The sequence below is a fragment of the Nocardia sp. NPDC004068 genome (assembly GCF_042874315.1).
Taxonomy (GTDB): domain Bacteria; phylum Actinomycetota; class Actinomycetes; order Mycobacteriales; family Mycobacteriaceae; genus Nocardia.
This window is the reverse complement of record NZ_JBIAMW010000013.1, coordinates 101465-119647: the sequence shown is the minus strand read 5'-3', so window position 1 is coordinate 119647 and position 18183 is coordinate 101465. Positions and strand designations below refer to the sequence as shown.

The 18183-nt window shown below is 70.8% G+C and carries 17 protein-coding genes; 12 read left to right on the top strand and 5 right to left on the bottom strand.

Features of this window, described 5'->3' with window-relative positions; all coding sequences use genetic code 11:
• Nucleotides 1-94: 94 nt before the first annotated feature.
• Nucleotides 95-736: a hypothetical protein gene (locus tag ACFYTQ_RS28925; protein ID WP_387367836.1), complete on the top strand. Its 642-nt coding sequence runs from the start codon at nucleotides 95-97 to the stop codon at nucleotides 734-736.
• On the opposite strand, the gene ACFYTQ_RS28920 is transcribed toward ACFYTQ_RS28925, so the two are convergent.
• Both ACFYTQ_RS28920 and ACFYTQ_RS28915 read right to left on the bottom strand, forming a co-directional pair.
• Nucleotides 723-1604, bottom strand: coding sequence for a polysaccharide deacetylase family protein (locus ACFYTQ_RS28920; protein WP_387367833.1), 882 nt, complete (start codon nucleotides 1602-1604; stop codon nucleotides 723-725). The genes ACFYTQ_RS28925 and ACFYTQ_RS28920 overlap by 14 nt on opposite strands.
• Before the next feature lie 49 nt (nucleotides 1605-1653).
• Nucleotides 1654-2799 (bottom strand): citrate synthase 2, encoded by a 1146-nt coding sequence (locus ACFYTQ_RS28915; protein WP_387367830.1) that lies wholly within the window; start codon nucleotides 2797-2799, stop codon nucleotides 1654-1656.
• Nucleotides 2800-3002: 203 nt separating this feature from the next.
• Between ACFYTQ_RS28915 and pdxH the strand changes: the two genes are divergently transcribed.
• The 6 genes from pdxH to ACFYTQ_RS28885 all read left to right on the top strand — a co-directional run bounded on the left by pdxH (nucleotide 3003) and on the right by ACFYTQ_RS28885 (nucleotide 9483).
• Nucleotides 3003-3638: a pyridoxamine 5'-phosphate oxidase gene (pdxH, locus tag ACFYTQ_RS28910; protein ID WP_387368049.1), complete on the top strand. Its 636-nt coding sequence runs from the start codon at nucleotides 3003-3005 to the stop codon at nucleotides 3636-3638.
• A gap of 91 nt (nucleotides 3639-3729) precedes the next feature.
• The gene (locus ACFYTQ_RS28905) at nucleotides 3730-5010 is read left to right on the top strand and encodes an MFS transporter (RefSeq protein WP_387367827.1); all 1281 of its coding nucleotides are present in this window, start codon (nucleotides 3730-3732) and stop codon (nucleotides 5008-5010) included.
• Nucleotides 5011-5192: 182 nt separating this feature from the next.
• Nucleotides 5193-6506 (top strand): citrate synthase, encoded by a 1314-nt coding sequence (locus tag ACFYTQ_RS28900; protein WP_387367824.1) that lies wholly within the window; start codon nucleotides 5193-5195, stop codon nucleotides 6504-6506.
• A gap of 141 nt (nucleotides 6507-6647) precedes the next feature.
• Nucleotides 6648-7838, top strand: coding sequence for an AI-2E family transporter (locus ACFYTQ_RS28895; protein ID WP_387367822.1), 1191 nt, complete (start codon nucleotides 6648-6650; stop codon nucleotides 7836-7838).
• 9 nt (nucleotides 7839-7847) lie between these two features.
• Nucleotides 7848-9047 (top strand): GNAT family N-acetyltransferase, encoded by a 1200-nt coding sequence (locus ACFYTQ_RS28890; RefSeq protein ID WP_387367819.1) that lies wholly within the window; start codon nucleotides 7848-7850, stop codon nucleotides 9045-9047.
• 46 nt (nucleotides 9048-9093) lie between these two features.
• Complete coding sequence (locus ACFYTQ_RS28885) at nucleotides 9094-9483, top strand: YccF domain-containing protein (protein ID WP_387368047.1); 390 nt, start codon at nucleotides 9094-9096, stop codon at nucleotides 9481-9483.
• Between the two features lie 4 nt (nucleotides 9484-9487).
• On the opposite strand, the gene ACFYTQ_RS28880 is transcribed toward ACFYTQ_RS28885, so the two are convergent.
• Nucleotides 9488-9925 (bottom strand): MarR family winged helix-turn-helix transcriptional regulator, encoded by a 438-nt coding sequence (locus ACFYTQ_RS28880; protein WP_387367816.1) that lies wholly within the window; start codon nucleotides 9923-9925, stop codon nucleotides 9488-9490.
• A gap of 63 nt (nucleotides 9926-9988) precedes the next feature.
• Between ACFYTQ_RS28880 and ACFYTQ_RS28875 the strand changes: the two genes are divergently transcribed.
• Both ACFYTQ_RS28875 and ACFYTQ_RS28870 read left to right on the top strand, forming a co-directional pair.
• Entirely contained in the window at nucleotides 9989-10225 is a 237-nt protein-coding gene (locus ACFYTQ_RS28875; protein WP_387367813.1) for a DUF2530 domain-containing protein, read from the top strand.
• Nucleotides 10226-10283: 58 nt separating this feature from the next.
• Entirely contained in the window at nucleotides 10284-10910 is a 627-nt protein-coding gene (locus tag ACFYTQ_RS28870; RefSeq protein WP_387367810.1) for a TetR/AcrR family transcriptional regulator, read from the top strand.
• On the opposite strand, the gene ACFYTQ_RS28865 is transcribed toward ACFYTQ_RS28870, so the two are convergent.
• Nucleotides 10898-13639: a sacsin N-terminal ATP-binding-like domain-containing protein gene (locus tag ACFYTQ_RS28865; RefSeq protein ID WP_387367808.1), complete on the bottom strand. Its 2742-nt coding sequence runs from the start codon at nucleotides 13637-13639 to the stop codon at nucleotides 10898-10900. The two genes, ACFYTQ_RS28870 and ACFYTQ_RS28865, sit on opposite strands and share 13 nt — an antisense overlap.
• A gap of 8 nt (nucleotides 13640-13647) precedes the next feature.
• Nucleotides 13648-15096, bottom strand: a complete 1449-nt coding sequence (locus tag ACFYTQ_RS28860; protein ID WP_387367805.1) for a DUF3027 domain-containing protein — start codon at nucleotides 15094-15096, stop codon at nucleotides 13648-13650.
• Nucleotides 15097-15113: 17 nt separating this feature from the next.
• On the opposite strand from ACFYTQ_RS28860, the gene ACFYTQ_RS28855 reads away from it, so the two are divergent.
• From ACFYTQ_RS28855 to ACFYTQ_RS28845, 3 genes are read left to right on the top strand one after another with little or no spacing between them, the layout of a single operon-like run.
• Complete coding sequence (locus tag ACFYTQ_RS28855; protein ID WP_387367802.1) at nucleotides 15114-15899, top strand: glutaminyl-peptide cyclotransferase; 786 nt, start codon at nucleotides 15114-15116, stop codon at nucleotides 15897-15899.
• A 54-nt stretch (nucleotides 15900-15953) separates the two neighbouring features.
• Nucleotides 15954-17642: an MFS transporter gene (locus ACFYTQ_RS28850; RefSeq protein WP_387367799.1), complete on the top strand. Its 1689-nt coding sequence runs from the start codon at nucleotides 15954-15956 to the stop codon at nucleotides 17640-17642.
• A complete protein-coding gene (locus ACFYTQ_RS28845; RefSeq protein ID WP_387367796.1) occupies nucleotides 17639-18172 on the top strand; it encodes a DUF2771 domain-containing protein in 534 nt (177 codons plus the stop codon). Before ACFYTQ_RS28850 ends, ACFYTQ_RS28845 begins: the two co-directional genes overlap by 4 nt.
• The last annotated feature ends 11 nt before the right edge of the window (nucleotides 18173-18183 follow it).

Genomic DNA, 18183 nt, shown 5'->3' with positions numbered 1-18183 from the left:
ACACCGTGGGGCACCCCCTGTGCGCCGGAACGATTTTTCATCTGCACGTCCATTTCCGGCGTGGCGCGGGCCATCCGCCAGCTACCGTTGCGCCATGAGCATGGTTGCCTCGGGCGGACCGGGCTTACTCGGCCGGTGGTCGACCCATTGCGCGCTCTCCCCCGCCGCGCGCCGCGAACTGCTGCTGCGCGGTCTGGCCGGGACCGCGACGATCCTCGGCGTGCGCCCGCGACGCACCGAACCCGGCCACCGCTTCTGGGTGCGCGTGCAGGTCGAGGGGCAGCCACCCTACGAGACCCGGGTGCGGCAGCGGGTGAGCGCGGCCGATCTGGCGGCCATGCAGCCCGGCGACGTGGTGGGCTGCCGCGTCGATCCCGGCGACCGCGACCGCCTCGTGCTCTACGTGCCGAGCCCGGAAGAGGCCACCCGCGTGAGCATTTCGAAGATCCTCGCCGACGGCCGCCGCGCCGACGCCACCGTGCTGGCCGCCACCCCGGTCGCCGCGGACTACTCCGGCCAGGACGATCCGGTGCTGCGGCTGGATCTGGAGCTGCGCGCGTGGGACGAGTCCCGGCCGTGGCGGGTACGGGTGATCCAGCCGGTGCCGCTGACCGCCATCGAACTGGTCGATCTGGGGCGGCATCTCGAGGTCGCGTTCTTCACCATCGATCGCGGCGAGTCGGTCGCGGTGGACTGGGCCGCCTCGCAGGAGGTCCAGCAGGTCAGGGAAGTTTGACGAATTCGTAGCCCTGCGCGCGCAGTTTGGGCAGCGTCACCAGCATGCCCGGCGCGGTGCCGGAGTTCGGCCGATGCATGTGCGCGATGCTGATCGCACCGGGTTCGACCTGGCTCATGGCCTGCTGCACCTGCGCGGCCGAATAGGTCGCGCCCGCATCGGCATTGACGCTGAAGCCGACCGGCTGCTCCCCCAGATCGCGCACGATCGACACGGCCACCTCGTCGTAGTGGGCGGTGCCCGCGCGGAAGAAGCGCGGCGGGTGGCCGAGCAGAGCGGTGAGCGTCTCGTGGTTGCCCCACACCTCGTCGACCGCCTGCTGCGCGGACAGCGTGCCCGCGATGCCGTAGGCGGCATGGCCGTTCACCGACAGCGGGCAGTGGCGGGTGCCGTGATTGGCGAGTTCGAACAGGGGGTTGGCGGCGAGCCGCGCCGCGCGGCCGGGGTCGAAGTCGATCCAGCGCTTGTTCAAAAACAGCGTCGCCGGAATCCGTTGCTGGATCAGGAAATTGATCAGCACATCGTTGATCTCGTCGTTGTCCGGTCCGCCGCAGGCGTCGAAGGTGAGCGCCATCTGTTTGCCCGCGGCCGGGACGGTGGTGAGGATGCCCGGCAGATCCATCCCCCACTGGGCGGGCTGGCGACCCGCGTAGCGGGCGGCGACATCGTCGGGGAGGGCCGTGGGCGCCACCGGAATCTTGGCCTGCACGGGATCGGCCGGACCGAGGGCCGCGCCCGTCGGCGCCGCGGACGTGGTGCGCCGGACCGGCGAATCGCCTTGTGCCGCGGTACATCCCGCGACCAGACCGGCGGCCGCGGCCGCTCCCGCTGCCAGTAGTCCGCGCCGAGACAACGCCCTGTCCACCACGCGACCGGATGGTACGCGACGGGCGGGCGCTAGTCCACGGCGGCCGAGATCACTTGCGCGCCACGCTCTCCCAGCCGGCCACGCTCGCGGCGGGGCGCGGCTCGGGGCCGGTGTAGATGGCGGCCGGGCGGACCAGCTTGCCCAGTTGCTTCTGCTCGAGGATGTGCGCGCACCAGCCCGCGGTCCGGCCACAGGTGAACATGGCGGGCATCATGTGCGCGGGCACCTCGGCGAAGTCCAGGATCACCGCGGCCCAGAACTCGACATTGGTCTCGATGGCGCGATCGGGACGACGCTCGCGCAGTTCGGCCAGCGCGGCGTCCTCCAGCGCGGCGGCGACCTCGTAGCGCGGTGCGCCGAGCCGCTTCGCGGTCGCGCGCAGCACCCGGGCGCGCGGGTCCTCGGCCCGGTACACCCGGTGGCCGAAGCCCATCAGCTTCTCCTTGCGATCGAGGATGCCCTTCACCAGAGCCCGTGCGTCCCCGGTCTGTTCGACCTGCTCGATCATGGGCAGCACGCGGGCGGGGGCGCCGCCGTGCAGCGGACCCGACATCGCGCCGATCGCGCCGGACAGGCAGGCCGCGACGTCGGCGCCGGTGGAGGCGATCACGCGGGCGGTGAAGGTGGAGGCGTTCATGCCGTGCTCGGCCGCGGAGACCCAGTAGGCGTCGATGGCCTCGATGTGACGCGGGTCCGGATCACCCTTCCAGCGGGTCATGAACCGCTCGGTGATGGTGTCGCACTCGTCGATCTTCTGCTGCGGCACGGCGGGCTGGTAGATGCCGCGCGCGGACTGGGCCACATAGGACAGGGCCATGACCGAGGCGCGGGCCAGGTTGTCCCGCGCGGTGTCGTCGTCGATGTCCAGCAGCGGCTGGTAGCCCCAGATCGGGGCGAGCATGGCCAGGCCCGCCTGCACGTCGACGCGCACGTCGCCGGTGTGCACCGGGAGCGGGAACGGTTCGGCGGGCGGGAGGCCGCGGCCGAATTCGCCGTCGACCAGCAGGGCCCAGACGTCACCGAAGGTCACCTTGTTGGCCACCAGGTCCTCGATGTCGACGCCCCGGTAGCGCAGCGCGCCGCCGTCCTTGTCCGGTTCGGCGATGTCGGTGGTGAAAGCCACCACGCCTTCCAGGCCGCTCACGAAATCGGGGGGTACGGCAGGCCCGGTCGGAGCCGCAGCGCTGGCAGTCATGTTGTGACTCTCCTTGCAATTCGGGCCGCACGTTCTCCGGGCGGCCACGCCGATCACCTAGAACCTTAGTCGCTCGACTACTCCGGAGTAACGTCTGGGCCATGCGCGACGAGCAGAATTCACTTGGCTCACCCGAATGGGAAACCGACGTCGAAACCGCCGAGGTCGATCCCGCGACGCGGGCCGAGATGGATATCGCCGCCATGCGCGCCGAATACGGCGGCGATCCCGATCTCGACGAATCGTGGCTGGTCGACGGGTGGGAACCGGTGTTGCGCTCGTGGATCGAGCAGGCCACCCGGGCCGGTGTCGCCGAGCCGAACGCGATGGTGCTGGCCACGGTCGAACCCACCGAACGCGGGCCGCGCCCGGCCTCGCGCACGGTGCTCTGCAAAGGACTCTCGACAGCGGGTGTGACTTTTTACACGAATTACGGTTCCGCCAAGGGCACGCAATTGGCGGCCGTTCCCTATGCCTCGATCACCTTCGCGTGGCCCGCGCTCGGCCGCCAGGTGAATCTGCGCGGCCCGGTCGATCGGGTTTCCGCCGAGGCGACCGCCGTGTATTGGCGCTCCCGCCCGCGCAATTCGCAACTGGGCGCCTGGGCCTCCCAGCAGTCCCGCCCGATCGCCTCCCGCGCCGACCTCGACCGCCTGCTCGCCGACACCACCGCCCGCTTCGACGGCGTGGACCGGATCCCGGTCCCCGCCGACTGGGGCGGCTTCATCCTCCGCCCCGAAACCGTCGAATTCTGGCAGGGCCGCCGCAGCCGCCTCCACAACCGCATCCGCCTCACCCTCGGCCCCAACGGCACCGAGCTGGAACGCCTGCAGCCGTAGGCTTCCGGCCGCCCGTCAAGGGTTATATTCATGGGATGATTCACCCCCCACGGCCCCCTGCCCCGGGCCTTCATCCCATACCCTCACCTCGGTGAAACTGCTCGCCGACGTCGCCCCCTTACGCCACACCGACTTTCGCAGGCTCTGGGTGACCAATATCGTGACCGTCGTCGGGGCGCAGCTGTCCGTGGTGGCGGTGCCGCAGCAGCTCTTCGAGATCACGCACAGTTCCGGGTATGTGGGGCTGGCGGGGCTGTTCGGGCTGGTGCCGCTGATCGTGTTCGGGCTGTGGGGCGGGGCGCTGGCCGATGTGATGGATCGGCGAAAGTTGTTGCTGATCACCAGCTTCGGGACCGGGGCCACGGCGCTGGCGTTCTGGGCGCAGGCGGCGGCTGGGGTGGACAACGTGTGGCTGGTGTTCGGGCTGTTCGCGGTGCAGCAGGCGTTCTTCGCGGTGAACCAGCCCACCCGCAGCGCGATCTTCCCGCGGCTGCTGCCGGGTGAGTTGCTCCCGGCGGCGAACTCGCTCAACTCGACCGTCTTCCAGTTCGGCGCGATCGCCGGACCCCTGCTGGCGGGCACGCTCATTCCGGTCGCTGGCCTGTCGACGCTGTATCTCCTGGACGCGGTCGCCCTGCTGGCCACGCTGTGGGCGGTCTGGCGGCTGCCCCCGATCCCGCCGACGGGCGCGGTGCGGCGGGCCGGATTGCGTACCGTCGTCGAGGGTTTCGCGTATCTGGCGACCCAGCGCATCCTGCTCGCGTCCTTCGCCGTGGACATCGTGGCCATGGTGTTCGGCATGCCGCGGGCGCTGTTCCCGCAGATCGCGCACGAGACCTTCGGGGATCCGGTCGACGGCGGCAGCGCGCTGGGCCTGCTGTTCGCGGCGCTGTCGGCGGGCGCGGTCGCGGGCGGCATCTGCTCGGGCTGGCTGAGTCATGTGCGGCGGCAGGGGCTGGCCGTCGTCGTCTGCATCGCGCTGTGGGGGGTGAGCATGGTCGGCTTCGGCGTCGCGGTCGGGCTCACCGGCGCGCACCTGAGCCGCTCCCTCGGGCTGTGGATCGCGTTGGGCTGCTTGGCATTCGGCGGCGCGGTGGACATGTTCTCCGCCGCCCTGCGCAGCACCATGCTGCAACAGGTCGCCACCGACGAGATGCGCGGCCGGTTGCAGGGGGTGTTCATCGTGGTGGTCGCGGGCGGCCCGCGCATCGGTGATGTTGCCCACGGTTTCGCGGCCGCGGCCCTGGGTACCGCGCTCGCCTCGGCCGGGGGCGGTGGCCTGGTGGTGGTCGGGATGCTGGTCGCGGCGGTGGTCTTCCCGGCGTTCATGCGTTATCGCGTGCCCCGCGCGCAGTCGGAACTGCCGGTGTGACGGGCACTTCCGCGCGATACCACGCCGCGCCCGCGACGCTCACATCGTGCGCGGGTGACCGTGAGGTAGCAACACCGACCCTCGCGATTCGGCCGCGCCGGCCAGCGACTAGCGTTGAAGCAGGCGCATCGGACGCCGACCGCGCCCGATGCCTATGGTTCTAGCCAGAGAGGGATCCTTCCGTGCCCGCTGAGAACATCATCAACGTCGACGACGACGCCAAGCCGGTACTGTCCTACCCCGGTGGCGAATACGCCATGACCGTGGCCAAGGCCGCCGAGGGTAACGACGGGATCGATCTGGGCAAGCTGCTGGCCAGCACCGGATACGTCACCTACGACCCTGGTTTCACCAACACCGCCCCCACCAAGTCCGCGATCACCTACATCGACGGCGAGGCGGGCATCCTGCGCTACCGCGGCTACCCGATCGAGCAGCTGGCCGAGCGCTCCACCTTCCTCGAGGTCAGCTACCTGCTGATCTACGGCGAGCTGCCCACCCAGGCCCAGCTCGACGACTTCACCGATCGGATCCGCCGACACACCCTGCTGCACGAGGATCTCAAGCGCTTCTTCGACGGCTTCCCGCGCAACGCCCACCCGATGCCGGTGCTGTCCTCGGCGGTCAACGCCCTGTCGGCCTACTACCAGGATTCGCTGGACCCGCGCGATCCCGAGCAGGTCGAGCTGTCCACGATCCGGCTGCTGGCCAAGCTGCCGACCATCGCGGCCTACTCCTACAAGAAGTCGGTCGGCCAGCCGTTCCTCTACCCCGACAACTCGCTGTCGCTGGTGGAGAACTTCCTGCGGATGACCTTCGGCTTCCCGGCCGAACCCTACGAGGTCGACCCCGATGTCGCCGCCGCGCTGGACATGCTGCTCATCCTGCACGCCGATCACGAGCAGAACTGCTCGACCTCGACCGTGCGCCTGGTCGGTTCGTCGGACGCCAACCTGTTCACCTCGGTTTCCGGCGGCATCAACGCGCTGTGGGGTCCGCTGCACGGCGGCGCCAACCAGGCCGTGCTGGAGATGCTCGACGGCATCCAGAACACCGGCGGCGACGTCGAGGAGTTCATCCGCAAGGTCAAGAACAAGGAGGACGGGGTGAAGCTCATGGGCTTCGGACACCGCGTCTACCGCAACTACGACCCGCGCGCGACCATCGTGAAGAAGACCGCCGACCAGATCCTCGGCAAGCTCGGCGTGCAGGATCCGCTGCTCGACATCGCCAAGCAGCTCGAGGAGGCCGCGCTGTCCGACGACTACTTCGTCGAGCGCCGCCTGTACCCGAACGTCGACTTCTACACCGGCGTCATCTACCGCGCGATGGGCTTCCCCACCCGCATGTTCACCGTCCTGTTCGCGATGGGCCGGCTGCCCGGCTGGATCGCGCACTGGCGCGAACTGCACCGCGAGCCGCTGAAGATCGGCCGCCCCCGCCAGATCTACACCGGCTACGGCGAGCGCGACTACCACGAGATCAGCGGTCGCTGAACCACTTTCGCGAAAACCCGCTACCGCGTCCGGCGGTGGCGGGTTTTCGGGTTTCCGGACCCGCTCGACGGGCTACAGCCGGAGCAGACCCGACGCGGGTCGCAGCCGAGAACACAGGGCGAGGTCCGGGAGACTGGTGGCGTGGCCGAGGATGTATCGACTCCCGGATCGGGAGAGACGGAACGGATGCCGCGCTGGCTGCCGCGGGCGCTGCTGCTCGGGTTCGCGTTCCTGGCCGCGTATCAGATCGGTGACTGGGCCTTCCACAAACTGCTCGGGCTGATCACGATGATGCTGGTCGCCTTCTTCATCGCGCTGGCGATGGAACCGGCGGTCGATCTGCTCACCCATCGCAAGGTGCCGCGCGGGCTCGCGGTCGGGATCGTGTTCGTGGTGCTGTTCGCCGCGGTGGCGGGCTTTCTCGCCGCGCTGGTGACGCTGCTGGTGGAGACGGTGAGCAACCTGCTCAACGAATTGCCCGGGCTGCTCAACGATCTCGTCGGCTGGGTGAACAACACCTTCCACCAACACTTCACGATCGATCAGCTGCGCGATCGCCTGCTGCACGATTCGAACATCCTCAACAACTACGCCCAGACCGCGGCCAACAACATCTGGGGCCTGTCGAGCACGATCCTCGGCGGGCTGGCCCAGTTCCTGACCATCGCGTTGTTCAGCATCTACCTCACCGCCGACGGCCCGAAGCTGCGCCGCACGCTGTGCTCGATGCTGCCGCCCAAACGCCAGGACGATGTGCTGCACGCGTGGGATCTGGCCATCGACAAGACCGGCGGCTACCTGTACTCGCGCGCGCTGCTCGCGGTGATCTCGGCGGTCACGCACGCGATCTTCCTGGCGATCCTGAACCTGCCCAATCCGATCGCGCTCGGGGTCTGGTTCGGCGTGATCGCCTCCTTCGTGCCGACCATCGGCACCTATCTGGCCAGCGTGCTGCCGATTCTGGTGGCGCTGACCGTGCACCCCTTCGACGCGGTGTGGCTGCTGATCTTCGTCGTGCTCTACCAGTGGTTCCAGGACTACCTGCTGCAACCGCGGATCACCGCCCGCACGGTCGACGTGAACGCGGCGGTGGCGCTGTTGGCGGTGCTCGCGGGCGCGGCGCTGCTGGGCGCGGTCGGCGCGCTGCTGGCCATTCCGGCGACCGCGACCGTGCAGGCGTTCCTCAGCGAGTACGTGCCGCGCTACGAGGTGCCCGAGGATCCGCGCATCGAACGCACCGCGCCCCGGCGCGAGCGAAAGGCCATGATGCGCAGGCGTTCTCGGCGCAATCGCCGAATCAAACGGGTCGACCCCGAACAGGGCGAGTCGTAAGGTCGAGAAATGTCCCTTCCCGCCGGAATCACCCTGCGCACCGCGACGACGGCCGACGAGCCCGCGCTGCGGCTCCTGCTCGCCAACGCGTTCGGCGGGGAACCGCAGGTGGAACCCGAGCTGGCCGAACAGCGCCGACGGCTGTTCCGCACCGAGGACGCGATCGTCGCGGTCGACGGCGACCGCATCGTCGGGCACACCGGCTATCGCACGATGACCGTGACCGTCCCCGGCGAGCGGACCGTCGACGCGTGCGGCGTCGCGGCGGTCGCGGTCGCGCCCACCCACCGCCGCCGCGGCATCCTGCGCGCGATGTACGCCGAACAGCACCGCCGCACCGAGCGCGCCGGACTGCCGCTGACCATCTTCACCGCCAGCGAGGGCGGCATCTACGGCCGCTTCGGCTACGGCCCGGCGGTGGTGGAGAACCGGGTGAGCATCGATCGCCGCTTCGCCGAATTCCGTTCCGGCGCACCGGATCCCGGCGGGGTGCGGCTCGTCGCCCTGGACGAGGCGGTGCCGCGGCTGCCCGGGATCTACGATCGCTGGCGCCGCCGCACGCCCGGCGCGCAGGTCCGCCCGGAGGCGGCGTGGCGGGTGCGGCTGCTGTCGCTGGGCCGCGAGGGCGGGGTGTACGTCCTGCTGCATCCGGACGGGTACGCGCTCTACCGGTTCCGGCGGCCCGACGATCGGCTGCACGCCGAGGTGCTCGAGCTGCGGGCGGTGACCGACGAGGCGCACGCGGCGCTGTGGCGGGCGCTACTGGGCCTGGATCTGGTGACGGTCGTGGAGGCCGTCGTCGCCACCGACGATCCGCTGCCGTATCTGCTCACCGATCCCCGGCTGGTGCGCACGGTCGGGCGGTCCGACGGCCTGTGGACCCGGCTCATGGACGTCCCCGCCGCGCTGTCCGCCCGGACCTATCAGGGCGATCTGGATGTGGTGCTGGCCGTGGACGATCCGTTCCGGGACGCGGGCGGCGCCTTCGCGCTGCGCGCGCGGGACGGGACGGCCGAATGCGAGCCGACCACCCGTCCCGCGGACGCCGAACTGGGCATCGATGTGCTCGGCTCGCTGTACCTGGGCGCGCACCGGGCCCGGCCCTTCGCCGCGGCGAATCGCTTGCACGCCAAGGATTCCGAGGTGCTGCGCGCCCTGGACACCGCCTTCGGCAGCGACCGCGAGGCCGTGCTCGGCTGGTTCTTCTGAGGTCGACGTCCGGGCCAACCGCTGGCATGCTGGGGACGTGACGCTCATCCGGTTCGTGCTGAACGTGCTGTGGCTGGTACTGGCCGGGTTCTGGATGGCTCTGGGTTATCTGCTCGCCGGGATCGTCTGCTGCGTGCTGATCGTGACCATTCCGTTCGGCATCGCCTCGTTCCGCATCGCCGGGTACGTGCTGTGGCCGTTCGGGCGCGAGGCGGTGGCGCGGCCCGGCGCGGGCACGCCCTCGCTCATCGGCAACGTCATCTGGTTCCTGGTGGCCGGGTGGTGGCTGGCGTTGGGGCACCTGTTCACCAGCGTCCCGCTGTTCGTGTCCGTCGTCGGCATCCCGTTCGGCTGGGCCAACCTCAAGCTCATCCCGATCTCGCTGATGCCGCTGGGCCGCGAGATCGTCGACAGCGAGCGGGCTTTCGCGGCCTGAGACGCTATTCCGATTGGTCCACAATCTGTTTCATGATCGCGACCGCGTCGCGCAGCACGCGCAGCTGCTCGGGGTCGAGGCCCGACAACTGCTCGGTCATCCACGCCTCGCGGGCGTTGTTCTCGTCCTGGATCAGCGCGCGCCCGCTCTCCGACAGCGAGACGATGACCTGCCGCCCGTCGGTCGGATGCGGATTGCGGTTCACCAGTGCGAGTTCCGACAACGAGGCGATGACCCGGGTCATCGACGGCGGCTGCACCCGCTCCTTGGCGGCGAGCATGCCCGGCGTCATGGCGCCCTCGCGGTTCAGCGTGGCCAGGGCCGACAGCTGAGTCAGCGAAATCTGGGCGTCGGCGCGGCGGCCGCGCAGGTGACGCGTCAGACGCACGACCGCCAGCGAGAGGTCGGCGGCGAGCGCGCGAATGTCGGAAGACGTTGTCACAGAGGCAAACGATACGGGACCGCACGGCGGCCAACGGCCGTTCCCGTCGCTAAGCTCGAGGACGTGAACCGTGCCGTCCCCGAGATTCCGCCGCGCCTGACCGATCCCCGTCCGGTGCTGGTCGTCGGGGTGCTGGCCTGGGTGATCGCGACCGTGGTGGTGTGGTCGGTCGACCGCTGGGCCGACGCGCGGCCGATCTGCCTGATGGGTATCGCGGTGGGCGGGCTCGCCTACGGCATCTACGCGCTGCAACGGCGTTCGGCCCGGCGCGGGGACAAGGGCGCGCAAAAAGGCCTCTGACACACTTTTGCCGCCCCGCGAATTGACTGTTCGCGCCCTTACGGCTTAACTGCGTTGGGTGTCCTCCCGATTGAGCGTCGAAGAAAGACGAGCCCACCTTATCGAGGCGGCCATCGGTCTTGCCGAAAAAAAGGGCGTCGCCGGGGTAACCACACGCGATGTGGCTCAGGCGGCCGGGGTTTCGCTCGGTGTGGTGCATTACTGTTTCGAAAACAAGGACGCCCTCATGACCGAGTTGGTCAAGGCGTTGTCGATGGAATTACGCGATTCCGTCGAGACCAATGAAACGGTCTGGCAGGACGTCGGAAGCGGAAAGGAATCGCTTCAGAATTTGGTGCGCGCGAGCCTGGAACTGTTGTGGCTGAACATCGAGGCCACGCCCGAACGGCAACTGCTCACCTACGAAACGACCACCTACGCGTTGCGCGAAAGCGAGCAGACCCCGGCCAAACTCGCCATCGCGCGCGAGCAGTACACGTTCAACGACTCCACGGTCGCCGACGTCCTGGAACACGCCCGCGACGCCACCGGCACCACGTGGTCGGTTCCGGTGCAGACGCTGAGCCGGTTCACGCTCAACGTGATCGACGGCGTCGTGCTGCGCTGGCTGGTCGACAACGATTCCGCCGCGGTCCGCGCGCAACTGGACCTGCTCGCGGAGATGATCTCGCACTACGCGAAGTAGCCCTGCCGCCGGACGTGTGTCGTGGTGTCCACGCGCCACCACGGCACCTCGACCTCGGCCTCGTACGCGCCGGTGAGCCGGACCCGCAGCCGATCGTGCAGCACCAATTCGCCCGCGGCGGCGCCGAATTGCAGGCGCAGCAGGACGCCGAAGGGGTCGTCGGTCCAGCTCGCCGGGTCGCCCGCGTCGAGGATCTCGGCGTCGACGGCGGTGGCGGCCAGCGGCAGATCCAGCAGGTTCGCCAGCGCCTCCGCGTGGTCGAGATCGCCGACCACCAGCCGGTCCGGCGGCAGCGCGAGGCCGTACCAGGGTCGATCGAGGACCAGCGCGGCGGCGGGGTCGACGACCGCGCCGGACAGCGCGCGCACCCGGTCGGGCGGGGCGAGCGCGTCCAGGTCGAGCCGGTCGGCGGCCGCGGCCAGTCGCGCGTGCGTGCGCGAGATCGCTTCGGGCGACGGGGTTTTCGCGGGGTCGGCGAGCGCGTCCAGCAGCGCGGCGGCCAGGTCCTGGCCGATGGCGTCCGGATCGGCGAGCACGGCGCGCAGGGCGGTGAGTTCGGCGGGCGCGAACCCGGTGAGTTCGGGGAGCAGACCGGCGAAGACCGGATCGCCGGGCGCGCGATGACGGCCGAGCGGTACGCCGTCCACACGGGCGTGGGTGCGCAGCCACCACGCGGTGTAGCCGTCGCGGTCGGCCAGCAGCGGGCGGGTGGCGGGGTCGGACAGCAACAGCCGCAACGCCTTCGGCCACGCGGCGTCGGCGACCAGATCCAGATCGCGCACGGCGGCCAGTTCCGGCGGATCCTCCGCGAGGCCCGCCCACCAGGTCTCCTCGTCGTCGAGCTGATGATCGGGGCCGGTCGGATCGGATTCGGTGACGACGGTGAACGCCCAGCCCACGCCGACGGCCCGCAGCGCGGCGGGACCGAAGCGGTCCACGAGCGCGGAATCGACTGTGCCGAACGGTGAATCGGCCACCAGCACGTCCGCCAGCGGGGCGTCGGGGAGCAGCAGTTCGTCGGCGGGTCGGAGATCGCCCGCGGTGTCGGGGAGTTCGAGCAGGCCGAGCCACGGCGGCAGGACGGTGCCCTCGGGGAGCTGTGCGGCCAGGCCGAGGACGGCGGCGACCGTATCCGGGTCGGCGGCGTCGAGTTCCAATTCCCCTTGCAGCGCGGGATCGTTCAGCAGATCCTCGGCGCTCACGGCGCGAGCGCCGAGGCGGCCGAGCAGCTCGTGCGCGGCCTCGGGGTGGACCAGGCGCGCCCAGCGGACGGGCAGGGTGGTGTCGAGATGGTCGTCGAGCACGACCGTGCGCGGGCCGGTGACCAGGCGGTCGTCGACGAGCGGGACGGCCAGGGCGCCCAGTTCCTCGACCGAGAGCGGGTCGGTGACGAACGGTTCCAGCGCGTCGTAGAACGCGTACCACCAGTTCGGCGGGCGTTCCAGGCCCGCGGACAGCTCGGCGACGCGGGCCAGTCCGATGCGATGCACGTCCAGGACGGCCAGGATGTCGGCGGCGGCGCGGCCGGACAGGTCGGCGATCACCAGCGGGCCGATCACATCGGCGAGCAGGGCGGTCAATTCCTCGGTGGCGCCGGGCAATACGCTGCTGCGCCGGGGTGCGGCCACGGCGGGGGCGCCGGTCGGATCGAGGACGGGCAGCCACTCACCCGCGCGCAGGTCGGCGATCACCGCCTCGCGGAGCAGGCCGTCGGCCTCGCCGCGCGCGAAGCCGGGGGCGGGCACCAGGACGAGTCGGTCGCGGGCGGGCAGGGCGCGGGCGAAATCGGCGTAGCCGTGCGCCAATTCGGCGACGCGGGCACCGGGGAGCAGGCGGCGGCGGTCGGGCTGCATCGCGATATCGGCGATGAGCAGGGCGGGCAGCGACAGTTCCTCGTCGGAGCGGGTGGGGGCGCGCAGGACGTCCGGGTCGGCGGGGACCGGGCGGCCGTCGCGGATCGGGAGCAGCCAGCGGGCGCGTGGGGTGCGGTACTGCCACCAGACGCGGTCGGGCTCGTCCGGGTCGGTCAGCCGCACCTCGGTCAGGCCGTCACCGAGTTCGGTTGTCGCCGAGGTGATCTCGTCGTCCGCGATGCGGATCGCGCACAGGGCCGGGAGTTCCAGGAGCAGGTCGGCGGCCTCGTCGCGCAACTCGGCCAGCAGGCGCCCCGGGTCGACGTCCTCGCGCAGGGTGAGCACGATCTCGCTGTCGAAGCCCGCGGCCGGGGCGGTGTCGACCGGCCATACGAGGCGCAGGACCGGCGGCGCGAATCCGTCGTCCTCCGGAATGCGAATGTCGTGATTGCGCAGCGTCGCCCAGGTGCGTCGGCGCGAGAACCGCAACGAGCCGGTGCGGGAACGGAATTCGATCTCGTCGGAGACCGCGACCACGGCCGTGAACCCCACGCCGAAGCGGCCCACCGCCGACGCGTCCGATTTGGCCGAGGCGCGCAGCGCGGTCAGCGCGTGCACGCCCGAGACATCCAGCGGCACACCGGTATTCGCGATGTGGAGGGCGTCCCCGGCGAACCACACCGCCAGCCGCCCGGGTACGTCCGCCTTGCGCGCCGCGTCGGCCGCGTTCTGTGCCAGCTCGGTCAGCAGCCGATCGCGATAGCCCGCCCGCACGAGATCCGCCTCGGTCGCGGCGTCCTCCCGCAACCGCGTCGGCGAATCCCGCCACGCCGCGACCACCCCACCCCGCAGCTCCGCGGTCCCGAACGGATCCACCCGCGCGCTCAGTCCTCGTCCGCCGCCCCGGGCCGCTCCCCCGGCTCCACCCGAACCGCCGACACCGCCCAGGCATCGTGATAGTGCCCCGCCCCCTCCTCGATCGCCTCGGCGGTCAACATCGGCTGCAACGCAACCTCTTCCGCCTCGTCGGTCCCGGAATCCTCCGCCGCGACCTGCTCGCCGGAACCCGCCTCGGCCACAGGCGCATCCACCGCCTCGGGCGTGGCCTCCTCCGCCGGGGCCACCTCGGCCACGGGCGCATCCTCTCCCCCGGCCGCACCCTGCTCGGGCGAAGGCTCCTCGGCCAAGGGCGCATTCGTCGCCTCGGGCGCGGCCCCTTCCGCCGGGGCCGCCTCGGTCTCGGGCGAACCCTCTCCCTCGGACGCAACCCGCTCGGCCGAAGCGTCTTCGGCCACGGGCGCATTCGTCGCCTCGGGGGTAGCCCCTTCCGCGGGGGCCGCCTCTGCCTCGGCCGCGATCACTTCGGCCGAATCCGCCTCGGGCGCGGGCACGTTCGCCGACTCGGGCGTGGTTTCCGCCACCGGAGCCGCCTCGGGCGAAGGCTCCTCGGCTACCGGCGCGTCCGTTGCCTCGGGCGCAGACCCTTCCGCCCGGAGTGCCTCGGCCTCGGGCGCAACCTCTGCTGTCGAATTCGCTTCGGGCGCGGGCGTATTCGCCGACTCGGGAGTGGGGGCTTCGGGGCGGAGGTCGGCGGTGGGGATGAGTTCGACGGAGGCGTCGTCGTAGGCCTCGTAGAGGGGGGAGCCGCCGCCGGTGGGGAGGGTGGTGTCGGAGTGGGCGCCGCAGCCGTACTCGGTGTGGACGACGTGGCCGTCGGCGCCCATGGCGTTGGCGCAGACGCCGAAGGCGGCGCGCAGGGCTCCGGCGAGGGGGACGAAGAAGCCGCAGACGCCGCAGGTCGAGGGGGCCGAGCGGGCCATATCGGTATCGGGGCCGTATTCGGCGTACCAGCGCTCGGCGGCCTCGGCGCGGCCCTCGCGGCTGAGCACCTGCGGGCGGCCCAGGCCGATCTCCTCGGCGACGTCGTCGACCACCGGATCGTCGGTGACCACGTATCCGGGCACCAGGCGCGGATCGTCGGCGGGCGGGGCGAGCAGATCGCCGGGCGCGAGATCCCCCGGGCGCACCCGCTGATCCCACGGCACGAAGTCGGGGGCGACGAGGGCGTCGGGCCCGGGCAGCAGCGCGGACTCGCTGACCGTCGCGTACTCGGCCTCCGGCGGGGCGGCGACCACCACGGCCCACTGCCACCCGCGATAGCCGGGCAGCGTGGCCCGGAAGTGATGGGTGGCCGCGCATTCGTCCTCGGCGGTGACCCCCAGATGCTCGCCCACACCGGTCGGTTGCAGCTCGAGGAGCGCACGGCGAGCCAGCTCGACCGCCTCCGCGAGGATCGGTCGCACACCGGACTCGGAAACAGAAACTGCGCTCACGTCCTACATTTTGCCGTATGGCAGCCAAACCTCGTTCGTGGGCCGCGACTGGTGTGATCTTGCTGGCGACGGCCGTGTCCACGACCACCGCGGGCTGCGCGAACACCGACGACACGCCGCGCTACCGCGTCGAGGTGGTCAGCACCCGCCCGCACGACACCGCCGCCTTCACCGAGGGCCTGGAGATCGACGGCGACGTGCTCTACGAGAGCACCGGACTGGTCGGCCGATCCGAGCTGCGCGCCACCTCGCTCACCACCGACGAGCGACTCGCCCGGGTCGAACTCCCGCCCCCGTACTTCGGCGAGGGCGTCACCGAGGCGGGCGACACCGTGTGGCAGATCACGTGGAAGGACGGCGTCGCCATCGCCCGCGACCCGCGCACCCTGGCCGAACGCGCCCGCGCCCACTACGACGGCGAGGGCTGGGGCCTGTGCACCCGCCGCGATCGCCTCGTCATGAGCGACGGCGGCACCACCCTCACCTTCCGCGATCCGGTCACCTTCGCCGCCACCGGTTCGGTGCGCGTCAGCGGCCACGACCAGGCCCGACTCAACGAATTGGATTGCGCCGCGGACGGTTCGGTGTACGCCAACGTCTGGAAGACCGACCACATCCTGCGCATCGATCCCGACACCGGCGCGGTCCTCGCCGACATCGACGCGAGCGGCCTGCTGTCGGCCACCGAACGCGCCGGGGCCGACGTCCTCAACGGCATCGCGCAACTCCCCGGCACCGATCGCTTCCTCGTCACCGGCAAGAACTGGCCGACAATGTTCGAAGTACGGTTCGTCCGGGCATGACCGAACCGCGGACCTGCGCCTCCTCACCCGACAACCTGCGAGAGAATCGATACTGTGACTGCCTCCCGTGAACCCTCCGGTACCGAGCCTGGTCGGTGGGGCGGCGAGGACCATCCGCTCACCCCGCGTCACCCCGGCTACGATCGCTATCCGCCGCCCAACCCCGCGGCACAACACCGGCTACCCCCGTTGCCGCGGCGCGGCGTCGAGCCGGAGGTGCCGGAGTTCATGGCGAACCGCGATCGGCGACCGCCGCCCGAACCCGCGCCCACCCTCGCGGAGCCCACCGTCGAGCAGCCCGCCGAAACGTCCGGCCGCCAACGCGTCCCGCGCAAGCTCACCGTGACCCGCGTCGTGGCCATGCGCAGCATCGAGCTGACCGAGAAGGGTTTCCAGACCTTCCAGCGCGCGGCCAAGGCCGACGGCGCGGACCGGTCCGGGCTGACCGCGCTGGTCTACGCGACCATGGCCAACTTCGCGCTGGACGCGGCGATCGCGGTGGCCCTGGCCAATACGCTGTTCTTCGCCAGCGCCACCGCGGAGTCGAAATCGAAGGTGGCGCTGTACCTGTTGATCACGATCGCCCCCTTCGCGGTGATCGCGCCGCTGATCGGGCCCATGCTCGACCGGCTGCAACGAGGTCGCCGCCTGGCGCTGGCCGGATCGTTCGCGATCCGGGTGGTGGTGGCGCTGGTGCTGATCTTCAGCTTCGACACCTGGGCGCTGTATCCGCTCGCGCTGTGCATGATGATCCTCAGCAAGTCCTTCGCGGTGCTCAAGAGCGCGGTCACGCCGCGCGTGCTGCCGCCGGGAATCGATCTGGTGCGCACCAACTCCCGGCTCACCGTGTTCGGCCTGGTGGGCGGGACGTTGGGGGCGGGCGCGGTCGCGGGTCTGATCGCCGCGGTCACCGGTTCGATGGGGGCCCTGGTGTTCGCCGCGCTGATCGCCTGCGGCGGAACGTATCTGAGCCTGCGGATTCCGTCCTGGGTGGAGGTCACCGAGGGCGAGGTGCCCGCCACGCTCGGCTATCACGGCGGCGAGGCCCGCACGCAGGTACTGCCCGAGACCCCGCCCCCGACCGGCAAACCCGGCAAACGCCGTCAGCCGCTGGGCCGTTCGGTGGTGACGGGGTTGTGGGGCAACAGCTCGATTCGGGTGCTCACCGGATTCCTCACCTTCTACATCGCGTTCGTGGCCAAGGCGACCGAGCATCGGCCCGTGCAGCAGGCCGCGATGCTGGGCGTGGTCGGCGCGTCGGCGGCTATCGGCAACTTCGTCGGCAATGCCACCGGCGCGCGGTTGAAACTGGGCCGCCCGGCCCTGATCGTATTGGGCTGCACGGCAAGCTGCGCCGCGGTCGCGCTGGTCGCCGCGTTCCTGGACAATCTGCTGGGCGCGGCGGCGGCGACCCTCGTGGCCGCCGGGGCGAGCGCGCTGGCGAAGGTGTCGCTGGACGCCTCGATCCAGGACGACCTGCCGCCGGAGTCGATCGCCTCCGGCTTCGGTCGCTCCGAGACCGTGCTCCAGCTGTCGTGGGTGATCGGCGGGGCCGGGGGCGTGCTGCTGCCGACCGACTACTGGAAGGGCTTCGCGGTGGTCACCGCGGTCCTGGCGGTCGGACTGCTGCAAACCACGGTGAGTTACCGTGGGCATTCGCTGCTGCCCGGTCTGGGCGGCAATCGCCCGCAGCACGCGGAACCGGAAGAAGTTCGACAAGCGACAGGAAACCCGCCCCAGTGAAGCCGAAAACCCGTCTCGCCCTCGCGCTCTCCGCCGCCGGGGTGCTGGTGGTGCTCGTGGCCGTCGCCGCGGTGGTGATCGTGGCCGTGCGGCACGCGGGCGACAAGGAGCCGACGGTCACCGCGTACGCGCACGGCCGGACCGTCACGGTCGCCCCCTATCGGTACTGCACGGTGACGCGGTCCGACGCGGACGGCGGCCTCGGCCTGAACTGCCGCCCGGAAAGCGCCGAGAGCGTGGCCCTGGAGACCCCGCCCGGATATCCGGTGCAGCTGTCGCTGCCGCTCGAGATCGCCCAGGCGCCCTGGGCGATTCGCGCGACGTACCTACGCCCGGACGGCACCCCCGAACCGCGATTGCTCACCTACCGCGACTACCCCGCGGAAACCCGTGCGGTGACGGTGAATTCGCTGCCCGAACCCGGTCTGCGCCTGGGCGGCCTCGAGGTCGAACTGCTCGTGCCCGTCCGCGACCAGGCCGGGAACGAGGGCTTGGCCCCCTACCAGGCGTGGTCGATCAAGACGGCGTAGCGGATTCGGGG

Excerpts from the sequence above, each read along its gene's own strand:
- ACFYTQ_RS28925 (WP_387367836.1), top strand. The coding sequence starts at position 95 with ATGAGCATGGTTGCCTCGGGCGGACCGGGCTTACTCGGCCGGTGGTCG.
- pdxH (WP_387368049.1), top strand. The coding sequence starts at position 3,003 with ATGCGCGCCGAATACGGCGGCGATCCCGATCTCGACGAATCGTGGCTG.
- ACFYTQ_RS28855 (WP_387367802.1), top strand. The coding sequence starts at position 15,114 with ATGGCAGCCAAACCTCGTTCGTGGGCCGCGACTGGTGTGATCTTGCTG.
- ACFYTQ_RS28890 (WP_387367819.1), top strand. The coding sequence starts at position 7,848 with ATGTCCCTTCCCGCCGGAATCACCCTGCGCACCGCGACGACGGCCGAC.
- ACFYTQ_RS28915 (WP_387367830.1), bottom strand. The coding sequence starts at position 2,799 with ATGACTGCCAGCGCTGCGGCTCCGACCGGGCCTGCCGTACCCCCCGAT.